Annotated in this window: 17 protein-coding genes and 1 pseudogene; 6 read left to right on the top strand and 12 right to left on the bottom strand. The window is 73.5% G+C overall.

Translation table 11 applies throughout. The annotated features are described in order from the left end of the window. Positions 1–6 precede the first annotated feature (6 nt). The 4 genes from QRN56_RS15980 to QRN56_RS15965 all read right to left on the bottom strand — a co-directional run bounded on the left by QRN56_RS15980 (position 7) and on the right by QRN56_RS15965 (position 4,123). Positions 7–855 (bottom strand): carbohydrate ABC transporter permease, encoded by an 849-nt coding sequence (locus QRN56_RS15980; protein ID WP_285104840.1) that lies wholly within the window; start codon positions 853–855, stop codon positions 7–9. Between the two features lie 40 nt (positions 856–895). Then, complete coding sequence (locus QRN56_RS15975; RefSeq protein ID WP_285104839.1) at positions 896–1,918, bottom strand: carbohydrate ABC transporter permease; 1,023 nt, start codon at positions 1,916–1,918, stop codon at positions 896–898. Continuing rightward, complete coding sequence (locus QRN56_RS15970) at positions 1,915–3,336, bottom strand: ABC transporter substrate-binding protein (protein WP_285104838.1); 1,422 nt, start codon at positions 3,334–3,336, stop codon at positions 1,915–1,917. Before QRN56_RS15970 ends, QRN56_RS15975 begins: the two co-directional genes overlap by 4 nt. A gap of 109 nt (positions 3,337–3,445) precedes the next feature. Beyond that, on the bottom strand, positions 3,446–4,123 hold the full coding sequence (locus QRN56_RS15965; RefSeq protein ID WP_285104837.1) for an IMPACT family protein: 678 nt from the start codon (positions 4,121–4,123) through the stop codon (positions 3,446–3,448). A gap of 77 nt (positions 4,124–4,200) precedes the next feature. Between QRN56_RS15965 and QRN56_RS15960 the strand changes: the two genes are divergently transcribed. Then, positions 4,201–4,806, top strand: coding sequence for a tyrosine-type recombinase/integrase (locus QRN56_RS15960; protein WP_285104835.1), 606 nt, complete (start codon positions 4,201–4,203; stop codon positions 4,804–4,806). Positions 4,807–4,879: 73 nt separating this feature from the next. On the opposite strand, the gene QRN56_RS15955 is transcribed toward QRN56_RS15960, so the two are convergent. After that, a complete protein-coding gene (locus tag QRN56_RS15955; protein WP_285104834.1) occupies positions 4,880–5,512 on the bottom strand; it encodes a GNAT family N-acetyltransferase in 633 nt (210 codons plus the stop codon). Positions 5,513–5,643: 131 nt separating this feature from the next. Between QRN56_RS15955 and ectA the strand changes: the two genes are divergently transcribed. From ectA to QRN56_RS15940, 3 genes and pseudogenes are all read left to right on the top strand, one after another. Continuing rightward, positions 5,644–6,162 (top strand): diaminobutyrate acetyltransferase, encoded by a 519-nt coding sequence (ectA, locus tag QRN56_RS15950; protein ID WP_285104833.1) that lies wholly within the window; start codon positions 5,644–5,646, stop codon positions 6,160–6,162. Positions 6,163–6,282: 120 nt separating this feature from the next. Further along, a pseudogene (gene ectB, locus QRN56_RS15945) lies at positions 6,283–7,640 on the top strand (diaminobutyrate--2-oxoglutarate transaminase). Further along, complete coding sequence (locus QRN56_RS15940) at positions 7,637–8,026, top strand: ectoine synthase (protein ID WP_285104832.1); 390 nt, start codon at positions 7,637–7,639, stop codon at positions 8,024–8,026. Before ectB ends, QRN56_RS15940 begins: the two are co-directional and overlap by 4 nt. 85 nt (positions 8,027–8,111) lie before the next feature. On the opposite strand, the gene QRN56_RS15935 is transcribed toward QRN56_RS15940, so the two are convergent. The 7 genes from QRN56_RS15935 to QRN56_RS15905 all read right to left on the bottom strand — a co-directional run bounded on the left by QRN56_RS15935 (position 8,112) and on the right by QRN56_RS15905 (position 14,219). Next, a complete protein-coding gene (locus tag QRN56_RS15935; RefSeq protein WP_285104831.1) occupies positions 8,112–8,624 on the bottom strand; it encodes a Dps family protein in 513 nt (170 codons plus the stop codon). A gap of 51 nt (positions 8,625–8,675) precedes the next feature. Further along, complete coding sequence (locus tag QRN56_RS15930; protein ID WP_285104830.1) at positions 8,676–9,287, bottom strand: hypothetical protein; 612 nt, start codon at positions 9,285–9,287, stop codon at positions 8,676–8,678. Next, complete coding sequence (locus QRN56_RS15925; RefSeq protein WP_285104828.1) at positions 9,284–10,729, bottom strand: DUF58 domain-containing protein; 1,446 nt, start codon at positions 10,727–10,729, stop codon at positions 9,284–9,286. Before QRN56_RS15925 ends, QRN56_RS15930 begins: the two co-directional genes overlap by 4 nt. After that, a complete protein-coding gene (locus QRN56_RS15920; protein ID WP_285104827.1) occupies positions 10,726–11,715 on the bottom strand; it encodes an AAA family ATPase in 990 nt (329 codons plus the stop codon). The genes QRN56_RS15925 and QRN56_RS15920 overlap by 4 nt, the downstream gene beginning before the upstream one ends. Then, the gene (locus QRN56_RS15915; protein ID WP_285104826.1) at positions 11,708–12,217 is read right to left on the bottom strand and encodes a hypothetical protein; all 510 of its coding nucleotides are present in this window, start codon (positions 12,215–12,217) and stop codon (positions 11,708–11,710) included. The genes QRN56_RS15920 and QRN56_RS15915 overlap by 8 nt, the downstream gene beginning before the upstream one ends. Then, positions 12,214–12,918 carry a DUF4129 domain-containing protein gene (locus tag QRN56_RS15910; RefSeq protein WP_285104825.1) on the bottom strand — a complete coding sequence of 235 codons (705 nt, stop codon included), beginning with the start codon at positions 12,916–12,918 and terminating at the stop codon, positions 12,214–12,216. Before QRN56_RS15910 ends, QRN56_RS15915 begins: the two co-directional genes overlap by 4 nt. 74 nt (positions 12,919–12,992) lie before the next feature. Next, the gene (locus tag QRN56_RS15905; RefSeq protein WP_285104824.1) at positions 12,993–14,219 is read right to left on the bottom strand and encodes a DUF3866 family protein; all 1,227 of its coding nucleotides are present in this window, start codon (positions 14,217–14,219) and stop codon (positions 12,993–12,995) included. Between the two features lie 34 nt (positions 14,220–14,253). On the opposite strand from QRN56_RS15905, the gene QRN56_RS15900 reads away from it, so the two are divergent. Continuing rightward, positions 14,254–15,420 carry a helix-turn-helix transcriptional regulator gene (locus QRN56_RS15900; protein WP_285104823.1) on the top strand — a complete coding sequence of 389 codons (1,167 nt, stop codon included), beginning with the start codon at positions 14,254–14,256 and terminating at the stop codon, positions 15,418–15,420. Continuing rightward, entirely contained in the window at positions 15,413–16,453 is a 1,041-nt protein-coding gene (locus QRN56_RS15895) for a helix-turn-helix transcriptional regulator (RefSeq protein WP_285104822.1), read from the top strand. The genes QRN56_RS15900 and QRN56_RS15895 overlap by 8 nt, the downstream gene beginning before the upstream one ends. The last annotated feature ends 9 nt before the right edge of the window (positions 16,454–16,462 follow it).

Here is a 16,462-nt window from a genome sequence, read left to right as displayed (position 1 = left end):
ATCTCCTCATCGTTCTGCCCCCTGGACCAGCCCCGACACGATGTACCGCTGGGCGAGGAAGAACACGATCACCACGGGCACCGTCACCGCGATGGACCCGGCCAGCAGCACCGTGACCGGCACCTGGAAGTCGCCGAGCTGCGCGATGCCGAGCGGGGCCGTCCAGAGGTCACGGTGCTGCACCAGGAACAGCAGGGCGTAGAAGTACTCGTTCCAGGCGATCATGAACACGTAGATGGCGGTGGCCACGACACCCGGGACGGCGATCGGCAGCACGACCCGGACCAGGAGCTGGCTCAGGGTGCAGCCGTCCATGATCGCGGCCTCCTCGACGCTGGCCGGCAGCGCCAGGAAGAAGTTGCGCATCATGTACAGGGCCACGGGCACGGTGGCCGCCACGTACACGATCAGGAGGCCGACCAGGGAGCTCGTCAGCCCCAGCCGGGACAGGATCACGAACTTGGGCACCGCGAGCACGATCCCCGGGAAGAGGTAGACCGCCAGGATGATGCCGTTCGTGACGGCCCGGCCCCGGTACCGCAGGCGGGCGGCGGCGTAGGCGCCGAGCACGCAGACGACGATGCTCAGCACGACCGTCCCCAGGGCGACGCCCAGGGAGTTGAGCACGAACCGGCCGAGCCCGAAACCGCCGTCGGCCTCGTCCCGCATGGCCGTGGCGAACGCGGACAGGTCCAGGGCCGTCGGCAGCCCCAGCGGGTCGCGGGTCACTTCCGCGTACGGGCGCATCGAGAGCACGACGCCGTACGCGACCGGGCCCAGCGACCACAGCAGCGCGATCGCGACGACCACGGCGCGGCCGGCGCGTGCGGCGGGGGTGGGGCGGACGCCGCTCATGACGCTCCTCTCGTCCGGTGCCTCTGACGTGTCCGGTGCCTCATGACTCGTCCGTCCGGCGGGACAGCGCCACGTACCCCACCAGGAGCACGCCCAGGATCAGGCTCATGAGCAGCCCGAACGCGGCCGCGCTGCCGATGTCGGCCTTGGTCACCAGCTCGGTGTAGACCTGGATGGCCATGACCTGGGTGCTCCCGGCGCCCTCGGTGAGCAGGTAGACGTCGTCGAAGCTCTGGAACGACCAGATGAACCGCAGCAGCAGGAGCAGCAGGGCCACGGCCCGCAGCTGCGGCAGCAGGATGAACCGCAGGTTCTGGCGGCGGTTCGCGCCGTCGAGCGCCGCGGCCTCCTCGATCTCCCCGGGCACCGACTGCAGCCGGGCAGTGAGGAACAGGAACGCGAGCGGCGCCGACTTCCAGATGTCGAACAGCACCACCACCAGCAGCGCGACCGGCACGGGGATGCCCCAGACGTCCGCGGTGGTGGTGCTGAGGAAGCCCACCGGCGTGTCCCAGCCCAGGTAGGCCCGCCCGAACGCGTTCACGACGCCGTACTGCGGGTTCAGCATCGTCTTCCAGATGGTCGCCGCGGCCACCACGGGCAGCACGTACGGGACCAGCAGCAGTGCGCGGACGAGCCCGCGGCCGGCGAAGGGCCGCCGCAGCGCGAGCGCGAGCACCAGGCCCACGGCCAGCGACCCGGCCGCCGTCAGGCCCGCGTACAGCACGGTGGTCCACAGGGCGCCCCAGAACGCCTGCGACGCCGCCGCGCGCCGGAAGTTCTCCAGCGACCACTCGATCGGCTCGGTGCCGAGGTACGGGATGTCGACCAGCCGGATCTCGGAGAAGCCGAACACGACCACCAGCGCGAACGGCAGCAGCACCACGAGCCCGACCACCGCGAGGGACGGGGAGACGAGCAGCCAGCCCGAGCGGTTCTCGCGCCGGGCGCGCCCCGTCGAGGTCCGGCGCGGTGCAGCGGGGAACGGCCCCGCGCCGGACCGCTCGGCGCCGGACGCGCGGGCGATCCTCGCGCGGGCCGACGGCGGGCGCCCGGGCGTCACTGGTCCTGCTGCAGTGCCGTGACGTCGGCGGCCATCTGCCCGGTCACGTCGGCGGGGTCCGTGCCGCGGTACAGCGGGTCGAGCTGCTGCGCGAGCGTGCCCTGGGTGGCCACGAGGCCGGCGAGCGTCGCGTCCGGCGTGCCCTGGCCCCAGCGCGCGACGGCAGACATGCCCTCGCCCATGGCGGTGACCAGGTCGTCGCCGTACACCTCGGCGACCGAGGACTCGACCTTGGGCCCGAAGCCCAGGCCGCCCCAGGCGTCCAGGTACTCGGTCGGGTTCTCGGGCGTCCCGGTCCGCAGGGGAAGGCGGCCCTCCGTCGCGACGGCCAGGGTGTCGGCGTAGCCCTCGCCCAGCACGAACTCGACGTACTGCCGGGCCTCGTCGGCGTTCGCGTGGGCCGGGACGGCGTAGGCGAGGGTGGCGCCGAACTGGGCGGGCGTGGCGGAGTCGTCGGCGGAGTTGTCGGCGGAGGACGCCGAGGCACCCGGCGGATCCAGGACCGTGATGAAGCCCGAGTTCTTCGCGAGGAACTCGGGGTCGTCGGTGCACTGCTCGCACGACGGCGGCACCGCCTCGTCGAGGTTCGCGAGCTCGTCCAGGATGTGGGTCGAGAACAGCAGCATGGCGGCGTCGCCCGCGAGGTACGCGGCGCGGGCGGACTCGACGTCGTAGTCGCCCGCGACCGACGAGTCGCGCAGCTCCTTGAACAGCCCGGCGGCCTCGGTGCACTCGGGCGAGTCGATGGTCACCTCGCCGTCGGACACGAGCCGGCAGCCCGCGGACTGGAAGATCGACTCGATCCCCTCCGTGCCCGACGCCGTGCCGGACTGCGTGCCCAGGGCGATGCCGGTGACGTCCAGCTCCTCCTTGACCGTGGTCGCGGCCTGCGCCAGCTCGGCGACCGTGGTGGGTACCTCGACGCCCGCCGCCTCCAGCAGATCGGTGCGGTAGGCGATGAGGTGCACCCAGCCGTCGCTGGGGACGGCGGCGATCGTGCTCTCGCCGGTGTCGGCGTCCTGCACCGTGACCGCGCCGAGCGCGTTCTCGTTGAACGTGGCGGGGTCCAGGGTGTCGAGGGTCTCCTGGACGACGTCGGTGTCCAGGAGGCCCTGGGACTGCCAGGAGGTGACCTGCGAGGCGCCCGCGAGGATCACGTCGGGTACCTCGCCCGAGGCCGCGCCGGTCACCAGGGACTGGTCCTGGTCGGCCGCGGCGAGCGGGACGACGTCGACCTCGATCCCGGTCTCCTGCGTGAAGCGTTCGGCGACCGCCTCCTGGGCGGCGACCCGTTCGGGCGTGGACTGCGGCGTCCAGAAGGTGATGGACCCGGCCTGCTCCTCGGCGGGCGCGCCGCACGCGGCGAGCAGGGCGGCGGTGGTCAGTGCGACGACGGACGGGCGGATGCGACGGTGCATGGTCGGTCCCTCCACGGTGCGGGCCTTGCTTGCGCGGGTCTTGCCTGGCGAGCCTTGCTTGCGGGCACGTGCTGGGTGCCCCAGACAATTCACCCCGCCGTGGGACCAGTCAAGGACGACGCGCCGGGGACGCCGGGACGGGCACGTCGACGACGCGGGCGTCACCGACGACGGGGGAGAGGGTGCCCGCCGAGGCGGCGGCGACGTCGGCGACCAGGGTCTCGACCTGGTCCTGGGGCACGAGGAGCCGCAGCCGGGCGACGGCGTCGTAGGCCGGTTGCTCCATGACCGAACCGTGCGTGGAGGCCCAGTCGCGCAGCATGTTGTCGATCCGGCCGGCGTCGGCGTGGGGGACCGGGACCTCGGTCTCCAGGAGCAGCTCGCGGCGCAGCAGGGCGCCGGTCGCGGCGGCCTCGTCCAGGACGGCGGCGACCGCGCCCGAGTAGGCGCGCACCAGCCCGCCCGCCCCCAGCTTCACGCCGCCGAAGTACCGTGTGACGACGGCGACCAGGTCCGTGAGGCCGCGGTGCCGCAGGACCTCCAGCATCGGGACGCCGGCGGTGCCGCTCGGCTCCCCGTCGTCGGAGGAGCGGGCCTGGTCGGCATGCGTCCCGAGGACAATGGCGACGCAGTGGTGCCGCGCGTCCCAGAGCTCCTTGCGGAGGCGCGCGATGACGGCGTCGGCCTCCGCGACGCTGCGGGCGGGCGCGAGGTGGGCCAGGAACCGGGACTTCTTGATGACCAGCTCGTGGTCGACGGGGCGGGCGATCGTGCCGGGGAGGTCCACCGGAAGAGCCTATGAGACCGCCCGCTCTCTTCGCGCGTCCCCTTGATTAATAGTGTGCCAAGCGTAGATTGACACCCATGACCAGTGACGACGTCGTCTCACCACCAGCACGGACCGGGGAGCCGGGCCGGTACCCGCGGCCGCCGGTGACCCTCGAGGAGGCCGAGTGGGTGTGGCGTGAGCTGTCCACGGAGGCGATGCGGCCGGGGGCCAAGCCGGAGGCGGCGCGCCTGGCGGTGATCACGGGGCTGGTGCGGGCAACCGGCTCCCGGTACGGCGACCTGCTGCGCGTGCGGGTCGAGGACATCGACCTGGGGCCGGCGCGCGCCAAGGCGACCGAGGGCAGCGTGCTGGTGCGGCACGGCAAGCACCGCACGCCGCGGCGGCACCTGCTGCCGGCCGACCTCGTGGTGCTGCTCAAGCACTGGATGGTGGTGCGGGAGGAGCTCGCCGCGGAGCTGGAGGGCTCGGTGCCGCGGGCGCTGCTGCTCACGGTGCACCACACGCACGACAACGGGACCACCGTCGCGTCCGGACTGCCGATCACGCGGCAGGGCCTGGTGCTGTCGTGGCGGAGGTTCGTGCACCGGACCAACGCCCGGTACGGCGCGCTGCGCCCGCCGCTGCCGACCCGCTTCGAGCAGGTCCGCCGCGCCTGGACGGACGCCGCCCAGGAAGGCTGACCCTCGTTGAGTGCTGGGTATTCGCCCTTTTGGCACGCGAAAAAGGGCGAATACCCAGCACTCAACGAGGGGTTCAGGAGGTGGCGATGCCTACGAGCGGGGACCGCGGGGTCGAGGACGGGAGCTCCGTGAAGCCGTACCGGTCGTAGAACTTGGCGGCCGCGGTGTTCTCCGACGCGTAGCCGAGGTGCACGCCCGGCACGCCCCGTTCCGCGAGCGCCGCGCGGAGCGTGTCGATGAGCCGGGAGCCCAGGCCGCGGCGCTGCAGCACGGGCAGCAGGTCGATGTGCAGGTGGGCCGGGTGTGTCGTCAGCTCGCCGTGGCGCAGGCCGCGGACCATGCGCTCGGGGTCCGCTCCGTCGCGCAGGAGCTGGGCCTCGGTGTAGCCGGGGTTGTGCCCGGTGGCCGGGCCGGGTGCGGGGTGGCGCTCGACGAAGCCCGGTGTCCACTCGCGCGCCCACCATGCGGCGAAGGCCTGGGTGTCGGCGACGGCGACGATGTACCCGGCGGCGCGGCCCTCGTGCTCGACGACCCAGGCGAGGTCGGGGGAGTGGTCCACGTAAGGCAAGGCGTAGACGTCGGGCATGATCAGGTCGGACGAGTAGATGCCGCGCGCGTCGGTCCCGGCCGCGGCGGTGCGGACGCAGATGTCGGCGACGTCGGCTCGGTCGGCGACGCGGTACTGACGGATGAATGGCTCGCTCACCGCGTCAGACTAGCGCGCCGGAGTGCACTGGCGGCGTTACCCCGAGTTTGCCGCGCGATCATGCCGGTCACGAGATCGTCACGGGTTCGCAATGTGCAATTATCACCCAAGTTCGTTACGGTCGATTTGTCATGCAGAACCTCGAAGAGGAACTCAAGCACATCCATCCGACCGAGACCACGGTGGCGCTGAGGGAGCCCACCGTCGATGACGGAGCAGCGATGTGGCGCCTGGCGCGCGACAGCAAGACGCTGGACCTCAACTCGTCCTACGCGTACCTCCTCTGGGCACGTGACTTCGCCCGGACGTCGGTCGTCGTGACCGTGGACGGCGAACCCGCGGGGTTCGTCACGGGGTACGTTCGGCCCGACGAGCCGACCACGCTGATGGTCTGGCAGGTGGCCGTGGACCACGCCTACCGCGGACAGCGGCTGGCGTCCCGGATGCTCGCGCACCTCGCGGGGCAGCATCCCGGGTGCACCCACGTCGAGACCACCATCACCTCGGACAACACGGCGTCGATCGCCCTGTTCATGTCCTTCGCGTCGGCCCAGGGTGCGCCCGTCGACGTGCGGACCGTCTTCCCCACGGAGGCGTTCCCGGACGGCCATGACGCGGAGCTCGTGTTCCGCATCGGCCCCCTCTCCTGACCTTGGTCCCGGTCAGCCTCCCCGGCACGACCTGAAGCAGCACCACACCACCGATCAACCCCAGCCGAGTCCGGCCAGCAGGGCCGGACCGCAGAAGGAGCCATGCGCCCGAACACCGCCATGCCCACCGGCCCGTCGACCAGCAGCACCGGCAGCACCAGCAGCACCGGCCCCACGAGCATCTTCGACGACCTCGAGTCCCAGGTGCGCAGCTACTGCCGCAGCTGGCCCACGACCTTCACCACGGCGTCCGGCAGCACGATCCAGGCCGAGGACGGGCGAAGTTATCTCGACTTCTTCGCCGGAGCGGGTGCCCTCAACTACGGGCACAACCACCCGGTGCTGCTGGAGGCGTTGATCGACTACCTGCGCAGCGGCGGGATCGTGCACGCGCTCGACATGCACACGGTGCCCAAACGGGAGTTCCTGACGACGTTCCGGGACCGGATCCTGGCGCCCCGCGACCTCGACTACAAGGTCATGTTCCCCGGCCCGACCGGGACCAACTCGGTGGAGAGCGCCCTCAAGCTGGCCCGCAAGGTGACGGGCCGGCAGCACATCCTGTCGTTCACCAACGCGTTCCACGGCATGACGCTGGGCGCGCTGTCGGTGACTGGCAACTCGATGAAGCGCAACGGCGCGGGCCTGCCGCTGACCAACAGCTCGAAGATCCCGTACGACGACTACTTCTCGGGCGCCACGGAGGACTTCCTCTGGCTCGAACGGGTGCTGAGCGACAGCGGGTCCGGGGTCGACAAGCCCGGGGCGATCATCGTGGAGTCCGTGCAGGGCGAGGGCGGTCTCAGCGCCGCGCGGCCGGAGTGGCTGCGGGCCCTGTCCGAGCTGTGCCGTGCCCACGGGATCCTGCTGATCCTGGACGACGTGCAGGCCGGCTGTGGCCGCACGGGCGAGTTCTTCAGCTTCGAGGAGTCGGGCATCGTGCCCGACATCGTGTGCCTGTCGAAGTCGATCTCCGGCTTCGGGCTGTCGATGGCGCTCACCCTGATCCGCCCCGAGCTGGACCAGTGGGAGCCCGGCGAGCACAACGGCACCTTCCGCGGGCAGAACACCTCGTTCGTCACGGCCACCGCGGCACTGAACCAGTTCTGGGCCAACGACGCCTTCGCCGAGGGGGTCAGGGGCGCGCCGCCGAGCTGCGCGACGGCCTGACCCAGATCGCGAACGGGTACGACGGCGCCGTCGTCAAGGGCCGGGGATTCCTGACCGGCATCAAGTTCCCCGACCCGTCGGCGGCGTCGAAGATCGCCGCGGCGTCCTACGAGCGCGGCCTGCTGGTCGAGACGTCCGGGCCCGAGGACGAGGTGCTCAAGACGATGCCCGCGCTGACCATCGGCCCGGACGAGCTGCGTTCCGGGGTGGACGTCATCGCGGCGGCGACGGCCGAGGTGCTGGGCGCGCCGGCCGTGCACGACAGCGCTGTCCGTCAGACCGACCCCCGAGGAGAGGAAGACAAGTGATCGTGACGCGACTGGCCGACCTGGAGGGCACCGACCGCGACGTGCGGTCCGAGACCTGGCGGAGCCGCCGCCTGGTGCTCGCCAAGGAGGGCGTGGGCTTCTCGTTCCACGAGACCACCATGTACGCCGGCACGGAGACCGAGATGTGGTACGCCAACCACGTCGAGGCGGTGTACTGCGTGGGCGGCACCGGTGAGCTGGAGAACCGGGAGACCGGCGAGCGCCACCAGATCTCGGACGGCACGATGTACCTGCTGGACGGCAACGAGAAGCACACGATGCGGCCGACGGCGGACCTGCGGCTGATCTGCACGTTCAACCCGCCCGTCACGGGGCGGGAGGTGCATGACGCCGACGGCGTGTACCCGCTGGTGACCGAGGAGTAGCTCCCTGCCTGACGCGCGCCGCCGTCGAACGTGTCAGACGCCCAGGTCACCGGAGTGACCTGGGCGTCTGACACGTGTGCGGGGGTCAGGACTCCGTGAGGGCGCCCGACGTCGACTCCAGGTGGGCGCGGACGAACCAGTGGAACTGCTCGAGCTCGTGCAGGTGCCCGATGAGCAGGTCGTTGGTGACGTCGTCGAGCTTCTCGGTGGCGTCGGCGGCGTTGCGGTGCGCGGTGATGACGCCGGCGTAGACGTCGTCGAGCGCCGCGAGGTGCTGGATGGCGGGCGCGCGGCCCAGGGCGTAGTCGTCCCAGGTGCGGGACGCGACGAGCGCCCCGGGGGTGCCCACGGGCACGACGCCGAGGGTGGCGATGCGTTCGGCGATCTGGTCGACCATGGCGCGGACGGCGTCGACCTGCGGGTCGAGCATCTCGTGGACGCCGATGAAGTGCGGCCCTACCACGTTCCAGTGCACGTGCTTGAGGGTCAGGTGCAGGTCGTTCAGCGCGTGCAGGCGCTGCTGGAGGATCTCGGCGACCTCCGCCCCCTGCTCGGGTGTGAGGGACGGGACGGTGTAGCGGGGCAGCTTCGGGGACATCGGGGGTCCTCCTGTTCCGGCCGGCGGTGGGACGCGTCCATCGTCACGCGGTCAGCGGTGAGTCGCCAGCGCGACGAACGCGATGCCGGCCACGCCGAGGGCGGCGAGCAGGACGGCGCCCGGCAGGGTCGCCCCGGAGACGAGCATCGCGAACGCCGCGAGGACTGCGGTGCCGCCCAGGACGACGAGGTCGCGTCGCCAGTCGGTGAGCAGTGCGGCGATCTCCGCGCGGCCGCGGAGCGGGACGTGGGCGGCCCACCAGGTGAGGCGGGCGACGAGGTAGCCCAGGAGCGTGACGAGGAGGGACCAGGGGTCGAACGCCCCGCCGTCGTCCGGGCCCGGGGACGGGCCCCAGAAGAGGACGGCGGCCAGGACGAGCGCGCCGGCTGCCGTCGCGGGGGTGGGGCGTGCCGTCAGGAGGATCGTGAAGAGGGCGGCCAGGGTCCAGACGATCCCGGTCGACAGGTCGGGGGTGCGGGAGGCGGCGGTGAGGAACAGCGCGGGGACGAGCAGGAGGAGGGCGAGGCGGAGGGTCCAGCCACGCAGGGTGGGGCCGGTCTCGACGGTGATCTCGGGCAGGGGTCGCGCGGTGGGGTCGTTGGTCAGGCGCTGGCGGGTCCGCTGCAGGAGGTGGGACCAGTCGGCGGGTCGGGTGGGGTTCATGGGGTGCCCGTCCGTCCGGGGACGTGTCGTTCGGCGGCGCGGGTGAGGGTCTCGAACCTGATGGCGGCCTGGTCGCGTGCGGAGCCGGCCCAGCGGATGACGGGTACGCCCTCTCCGGTGAGGGCGGCGAGCCGGTCGTCGCGTTCCAGGCGGGCGATGCGCCAGGCGATGCGGAGGTGGCTCTCGGTGACGGGGTGGACGTCGGGCAGGGTGTCGATGACGACGACGGGGTGGCCCTTGGTGCGCCAGGTGCGCACGAGGTGCAGGGGTTCGTCGTCGAGCACGGTGGTGAAGAGGTAGACGATGGCGTCGGCGGGGACCTGGGGTGGGCGGACCCGGTGGACGGACGCGCGGTCCTTGGGGTGGGCGAGGGCGAGGCCGTGCACGATGCGGCGCAGGTGGCGGCGCCCGGAGGCGGGCGGCAGGGGGCGGCGTCGGCGGGCGAGGTCTTCCAGGCCGACGCGGTCGCCGCCCTCGACGAGGGCGCGGGCCACGGAGGCGGCGGCGTGCCGGGCGAGGTCGAGGGAGGTGGGTTCGTCGACGCGGAGGGTGCCGTAGCCCCGCCAGGTGTGCAGGTCGGGTCCGACGTCGTCGCGGGAGTCGACGACGAGCACCGCGGTGGCCTCCGCGGTGGCGTAGGTGCGCCGGACGTAGAGGGTGTCGAGGTCGGGGGAGCGGCGGGCGGTGGTGCGCCAGTCGATGCGGCGCAGGCGGTCGCCCGGGGTGAAGGGGTGGATGTCGCGCAGCTCGGCGCCGTCGCCCAGGCGGCGCGAGGAGTGGGGGCCGGTGAGGCCGCGCAGGCGCTGCGGGAGGGGCAGCCTGCCGAGCGGTGCGGCGGCGGGCAGCACGAGGCGGCGCGTGCCGCCGACCTGGACGGGTTCCTGCTCCCAGGTGGCGTGGAGCGAGCCGCGCAGGTCGACGGCGAAGGTGTCCTGCGGGCCGGTGCGTACGGACGACAGGCGCAGCGGGACGTCGCGGGCCGGTGTCGCACGCGCCGCGAGCGTCACCTCGGTGGTGCGGTGGCCGGCCGCCGCGATGCGCAGGTGGACGACGTCGGCGGCGCCGGGGGCGACGTGGAGCGTGGCGGTGAGCTCGCCGGCGGCGGCCGAGCCCTCGGGTTCCCGGAGGGTGCCGCGCGGCTCAGCGGCGGGTCCGGCTTCAGCTTCGGCTCCGGCTTCAGCGACGGAGCCGGGACCGGGACCGGGACCGGGACCGGCGACGGTGCCGGGGCGCCCGGACCGTGCCCAGGCCGCGGCGAGCAGTCCGGGCACGCCGATCAGGGCGAGGTCGGCCCGCCCGGCGAGCACGCCCAGGGCGAGCAGGATGACGCCGGCGACGACGGCGGCGGTGTACGCGGACGTGAGCTGCCAGCCCGGGGCGCCGTCGGGCCGCTCGCCCCGGGAGGAGCGGTCGTCGGGGACGATGACGCCGCCGGCCGTCATCGTGACCGGACCGTGGTGGGGGTCGGCACGGCCCGCAGGAGGTCGGCGACGACGGTCTCGGGGCGGGTCGCGGAGGCCCAGGCGGTCGGGGTGAGCGTGATGCGGTGCGCGAGCACGGGCACCGCGACGCGCTTGACGTCCTCGGGCAGCACGTAGTCGCGCCCGTCCAGGACCGCGATGGCGCGGGCCAGCAGCACGAGGTTCTGCGAACCGCGGGGTGAGGCCCCGACCTCCAGGGCGGTGTGCCCGCGGGTCGACGCGGCCAGGTCGACGCAGTAGCGCACGACGTCGGGGTCCACGGGCACGGCCTCCGTGCCGGCCTGCATGGCGAGCACCGTCGCGGGCTCGACGACCTTGCGCACGTGCGCGGCCTCCTGCCGGCGGGCGAGCCGGCGGGTCAGCACCTCGGCCTCCTGGCCGGCGTCGGGGTAGCCGACGGCGAGCCGCACCATGAACCGGTCGAGCTGCGCCTCGGGCAGGGGGTAGGTGCCCTCGTACTCGACGGGGTTGGAGGTGGCCAGCACGTGGAACGGGCTGGGCAGGGGACGGCTGGTGCCCTCGATGGAGACCTGCCGCTCGGCCATCGCCTCCAGCAGCGCGGACTGGGTCTTGGGGGCGGTGCGGTTGATCTCGTCGGCGAGGAACAGGCCGGTGAACACCGGTCCGGGCCGGAACTCGAACGTGCGGGTGGCCGGGTCGAACACCGACGAGCCGGTGATGTCGGCCGGCAGCAGGTCCGGGGTGCACTGCAGACGGGCGAAGTCGAGGCCCAGCGCGGCGGCCAGCGACCGGGCCGCGAGGGTCTTGCCGAGCCCGGGCACGTCCTCGAACAGCACGTGCCCGCCCGCGAGGATGGTCGCCAGGGCGATCTGGAGCGCGTCCCGCATGCCGACGACGGCGGTGCCGACCTCGGCGAGGACCTGCTCCCCGAGCGCGGCGACGTCGGCGACGGCAAGGGGTTCGGTGGCTTCGTTCAGGTCAGGCACGGTTCTCCTCGGTGGTGGGCGCGGAAGGGGCGGGCCCCAGGCGTTCGATCGCGTCGAGCCAGGACTGCAGGGTCCGGGCCGTCGGCGCCTCGCGGGACGTGAGCTGCCGCACCACACGTGCGCCGAGCAGCCGTTCGACGTCGGGCAGCGCGTCCGGGTCGGTGGGGTCCACGCCGTGGGCGCGGACCCGGTCGGCCGCGAGCGCCCGGACGCGGCGGACGACGCGTTCGGTGACGCGGCCGTCGCGGGTGAAGGTGGACCAGCTCAGGTCGGAGACGTCGTGCCGTCCGCCGGCGCGGGCCTCGGTGACGACGTGGGGCCACTCGGGGTCGGCGACGGCGTTATCGGTCCTGGCCCAGAGGGCGGCCAGGGCGACGGTGACGGCGGTGGCCGCCGCGGCGTGCCAGGGGTCGATGACCTGCCAGAACGCGAGTCCGCCGGCGGCGATCCCGGCGGTGACCGTGATCGCGGTGAGTCGCTGCCAGTTCCAGTGCCGGTTCATCGGGGTCCGGGCTCCTCTCCGGGCTCGGTGTCGGGCCGGTGGACGTCGGGCCGGTCGACGTCGAGCGTGCGCGCGATGTCCGCGAGCGCCGCGCGGGCCTGGGTGACGGCGGTGGTGTCGACGGGTCGGTCGGTGAAGCGGGCGCGCTGGTAGAGGGTGCGCAGCCGGGTGACGGCGTCGGGTGGGGCGGGGGTGGCGGCCAGGACGGTGCTGGTGAACTCGGTGGGGGTCTGGGCGGGGTCGCGGCGGGTGCCGGCGCGGTCTGCCGCTTCTTCGAGGGCTACCCAGGCGGCGACGACGGCGTCGCGGGGGCGGGCGTGTCCTTCGAGGTGGGCGAGGGCCCGGGTGACGGCGTCCTGCAGCTCGGGGAGGTCGATGTCGTCGCCGAGGGTGGTGGTGCCGGTGCCGGCGGCGAGGGTGTCGGGGTCGGTGTCGGTGGGTTCCCGGCGGATGGCGAGGAGCTTGCGGGCGGCGAGGGTGAGCAGGACGGCGATCAGCAGGCCGAGGAGGGTGACGAGGACCAGGACGACCCAGCGGTTGTCTGCCGGTTCGGTCTGCTGGCCGGGGGGTGCTTCGGGGGTGCCGGAGGCGACGGGCTGGGACGGCGGTGCCTGGGAGATCTGGACGGTGGGCAGCCGGGGTGGGCTGGTGGTCCAGGGGGTGGCGGTGGCCGCGCCGAGCACTGCGACGACGACGAGCAAGCAGATCAGCGCGAGGCGTGCTCGGGGTGCTGTGCGTGGTGTCGGCTGTGGCATCCCGTGCTGGTTCCCGTGGGTCATCCGGTGGTGAGCTGGTGGGCGTGGACGCCCGCGACGGCGGCCGCGACGAAGGAGGCGGGGTCGGCGTCGAGGCCGCGGCCCATGGTGCGCAGCCCGGCCGGGGAGGTGCGCAGGGTGTCGAGGAGGGTGGTGTCGGCGGGGACGTCGACGAGGGTGTGTGGTGTGGTGTCGGCCAGGGTGCGGGCCTGGTCGTGGACGCGGCTGGTCAGGGGTGCGCCCCAGGCGGGCAGGTTCTCGACGTCGGCGGTGGGGACGGGTACGGGGAGGTCGGCGGGGGCGAGGGCGACGCGTCCGTAGGCGGTCAGGGAGTGGTGGGAGACGCCGAGGTGGCGGTCGCGGGGGTCGGCGCCGGAGACACGCAGGGAGGCGACGGGGCGGCCGCCGAGGGTGGCGGTGGCGTTGACGGCGTCGCCGGCGGCGACGCCGGAGTAGCCCCAGCGGGTGCCGGTGCCGAGGTTGCCGGGTCCCTGGGTGACGACGGCGACGTCGCACCCGGCGACGTGCCGGGCTGCCAGGAGCCCGGTGTGCACGGTGACGGCCTCGAGGTCGCCGCCGTAGGCCTGGCCGACGGTGACGCAGGTGGTCAGCCAGTCGGTCTCCCGCAGGGCGGCGACGGTGCGGGAGAACGCGGCGGGCAGGGCGCCGCCGTCGGTCATGACGTAGGCGACCTTGAGGTCGCCGGGTGCGCGTCCGGCCGCGGTGGCGGCGTGGCGCAGCCCGGCGACGACGGCGGGCAGGGCGGAGTGCAGGTCGGCGACGACGACGGGCATGCCGTCGAGGCTGTCGGCGTCGGCCAGGGTGGTGTGGTGGGGCGACTCCTGCTCGTCGACGCCGAGCACCATGGTCTGCAGGGGCGTGTACCGGGCCTTGACGAGGTGGCCGGGCCCGACGGCGGGGTCGGCCGGGAGCGTGGTGCCGGGGGCGGCCGGGCCGACGACGAGGGCGTACCCGCCGGTGCCGAGCCCGCGGGCGAGCGCGGACACGTTGAGCAGCAGCGCGTCGCCGGGGGCGGGCTCGCCGACGAGGTCGGTGTAGGCCAGGGCGCGGACCGTCAGCGGTCCGGTCGTGCCGTCATACCCGTCGGACGCACCGCCGGACGCACCGTCGACCGGTCCGTCGGCCGCCCGGCCAGGCAGGGGCCGGTCGAGCGTCACCTGGAGCTCGAGGGCTCCTCGCCACGACTTGCCTGTGGAAATCACGGTCCCGATCCGCCACGTCATCACACGGTGGAGGTTACCGCCCGATACCGTTGTCCTGATGTCCAGCGACCTGCCCCCCACCTCATCTCCCACGGTGCCACCCGGTGCGTCATCCGGCACGCCGTCGGCCCAGCCGCCGAACCAACCGCCGAACCAGCCGGCCGGCCCCGCGCTGAACCCGGCCGAGCGGCTCCTGAATCTCGTCATCGCGCTCGTGAACACGAATGCGGCCATGACCAAGCAGCAGGTGCGCACCGCCGTGGCCGGCTACTCGGACGCGCCCAGCGACGAGGCGTTCGAGCGGATGTTCGAGCGGGACAAGGACATGCTGCGGGCCCTGGGCATCCCCGTGGTCACCGTCGGCACCGGCGGGCACACCGACGAGCTCGGGTACCGGATCGACCAGGACGCCTACGCGCTGCCGTCGATCGACCTGACGCCCGCCGAGCTCGGCGTGCTGTCCCTGGCCGCGCAGTTCTGGCAGGACAAGACGCTGCAGACCGACATCACGCGCGCCATGGTCAAGCTGCGCGCCGCCGGGGCGGGGGACCCGTCGGCCGACGCCCTGGCGGGGCTCGCGCCGTCCGTGCGCGCCGTCGGCGACGCCTACGGCCCCCTGATGGAGGCGATCGAGGCCCGGCGCGTCGTGACGTTCAGCTACCGCGCCGCCTACAACGGGGCCGTGCTGACCCGGCACGTCGAGCCGTGGCGCATCGCCGCGCGCGACGGCGGCTGGTACCTCATGTGCTTCGACCGCGACCGGCAGGCCCCCCGCGTGTTCCGCATGTCGCGCATCGAGTCCCGGGTGCGGGTGATCGGCCCCGCGAACGCCTACGACGTGCCCGAGTTCGACACCGACGCCATGCTGGGCGGCGGGCCGCACGGCGAGATGCGGCAGGCCGTGGTCGCCGTCCGCCCCGAGCGTGCCAGCGCGCTGCGTGCCCGCGCCAAGGCCGTGCCCGACGGCGAGCGCACCGCCTACGACGCCCGCCTGGCCCGCACCACCCGGTCCGGTGCCGGTTCTGGTGCCGGTGAACCCGCCGGCTGGGACATCCTGCAGGTGCCCTACCGGTCGCTGACGGGCATGGCGTCCGAGGCCGCCGGGTACGGTGCCGCGCTGGTCGTCCTGGAACCCGAGTCCGTGCGGGAGGAGACCGTGCGGCGGCTCACCGCCGCCGCGGCGCTGGGCACACGGAACGTCCGTGCGGAGGTGTCCCGTGGCTGAGCGTGCCGACGACAGGCTCCTGCGCCTGCTGGGCATCGTCGCCTACCTCGACGGCGCCGGGCCCGTGTCCGTGGCCGACCTGGCCGGCCGCTTCGGCACCACACCCGCGCAGATCCAGAAGGACGTCGACGCCCTGTGGGTCTCCGGCACCCCCGGGTACTGGCCCGACGACCTCATCGACTTCGACGCCGCCTCCATCGACCGCGGCGTCGTGCACCTGACCGAGGCGCGCGGCATGACCCGGCCCCTGCGGCTCGGCACCCGGGAGGCCGTCGCGCTGGTCGCGGCGCTGCGGGCCATGAAGGCGACCGACGCCGTCCAGGCCGACCCCGCCCGGTCCGCCGTCGTCGAGTCCGCGCTGCGCAAGCTCACCGACGCCACCGGCGAGGCCGCGAGCGCCGTCGACGTACGGCTCGCGCCGGGCGGTGACAAGCAGGTCGTCGCGGCGATCTCGTCGGCGCTGACGAACCGGCACCGGCTGCGGATCCGGTACGTGACGTCCTCGGACGTGGTCAGCGAGCGGGAGGTGGACCCCGTGCGGCTGCACACGCAGGACGAGTTCGCCTACCTCGCGGCCTGGTGCTACCGGGCGCAGGCGCCGCGCACGTTCCGCGTGGACCGCATCCTGGAGGCCACGGAGACGGACGTTCCGGTGCAGGCGCATCCCGGGCAGGAGCCGGAGATAGATTTCGGTGCGCTGTTCGCGGGCGGCTCCTCGCCGCTGGCGACCATCCGGTTCGCACCGCGGGCGCGCTGGTTCGCGGAGGAGGTACCGGTCGAGTCGGTGCGCAACCTGCCCGACGGCGACTTCGAGGTCACGCTGCGGGTCACGAACCCGGGGTGGCTGCGCAGCACGCTGATCCGGCTCGCGCCGCTGGTGCGGTCGGTCTCGCCCGAGATCCTGGCCGACGACGTCGCGGGTGCGGCCACGGCCGCGCTGGCCCTGTACGGGGACGGTGACGGAGCGGGCGACGGAGCGGGTCACGGAGCCGGTGGCGTGCGCGACGCAGCCACATCGGCCGATCAGCACTAGGCTGGGCGA

This window comes from Promicromonospora sp. MEB111 (genome assembly GCF_030209445.1).
GTDB lineage: Bacteria > Actinomycetota > Actinomycetes > Actinomycetales > Cellulomonadaceae > Promicromonospora.
This window is presented reverse-complemented; position numbering and strand designations above follow the sequence as displayed.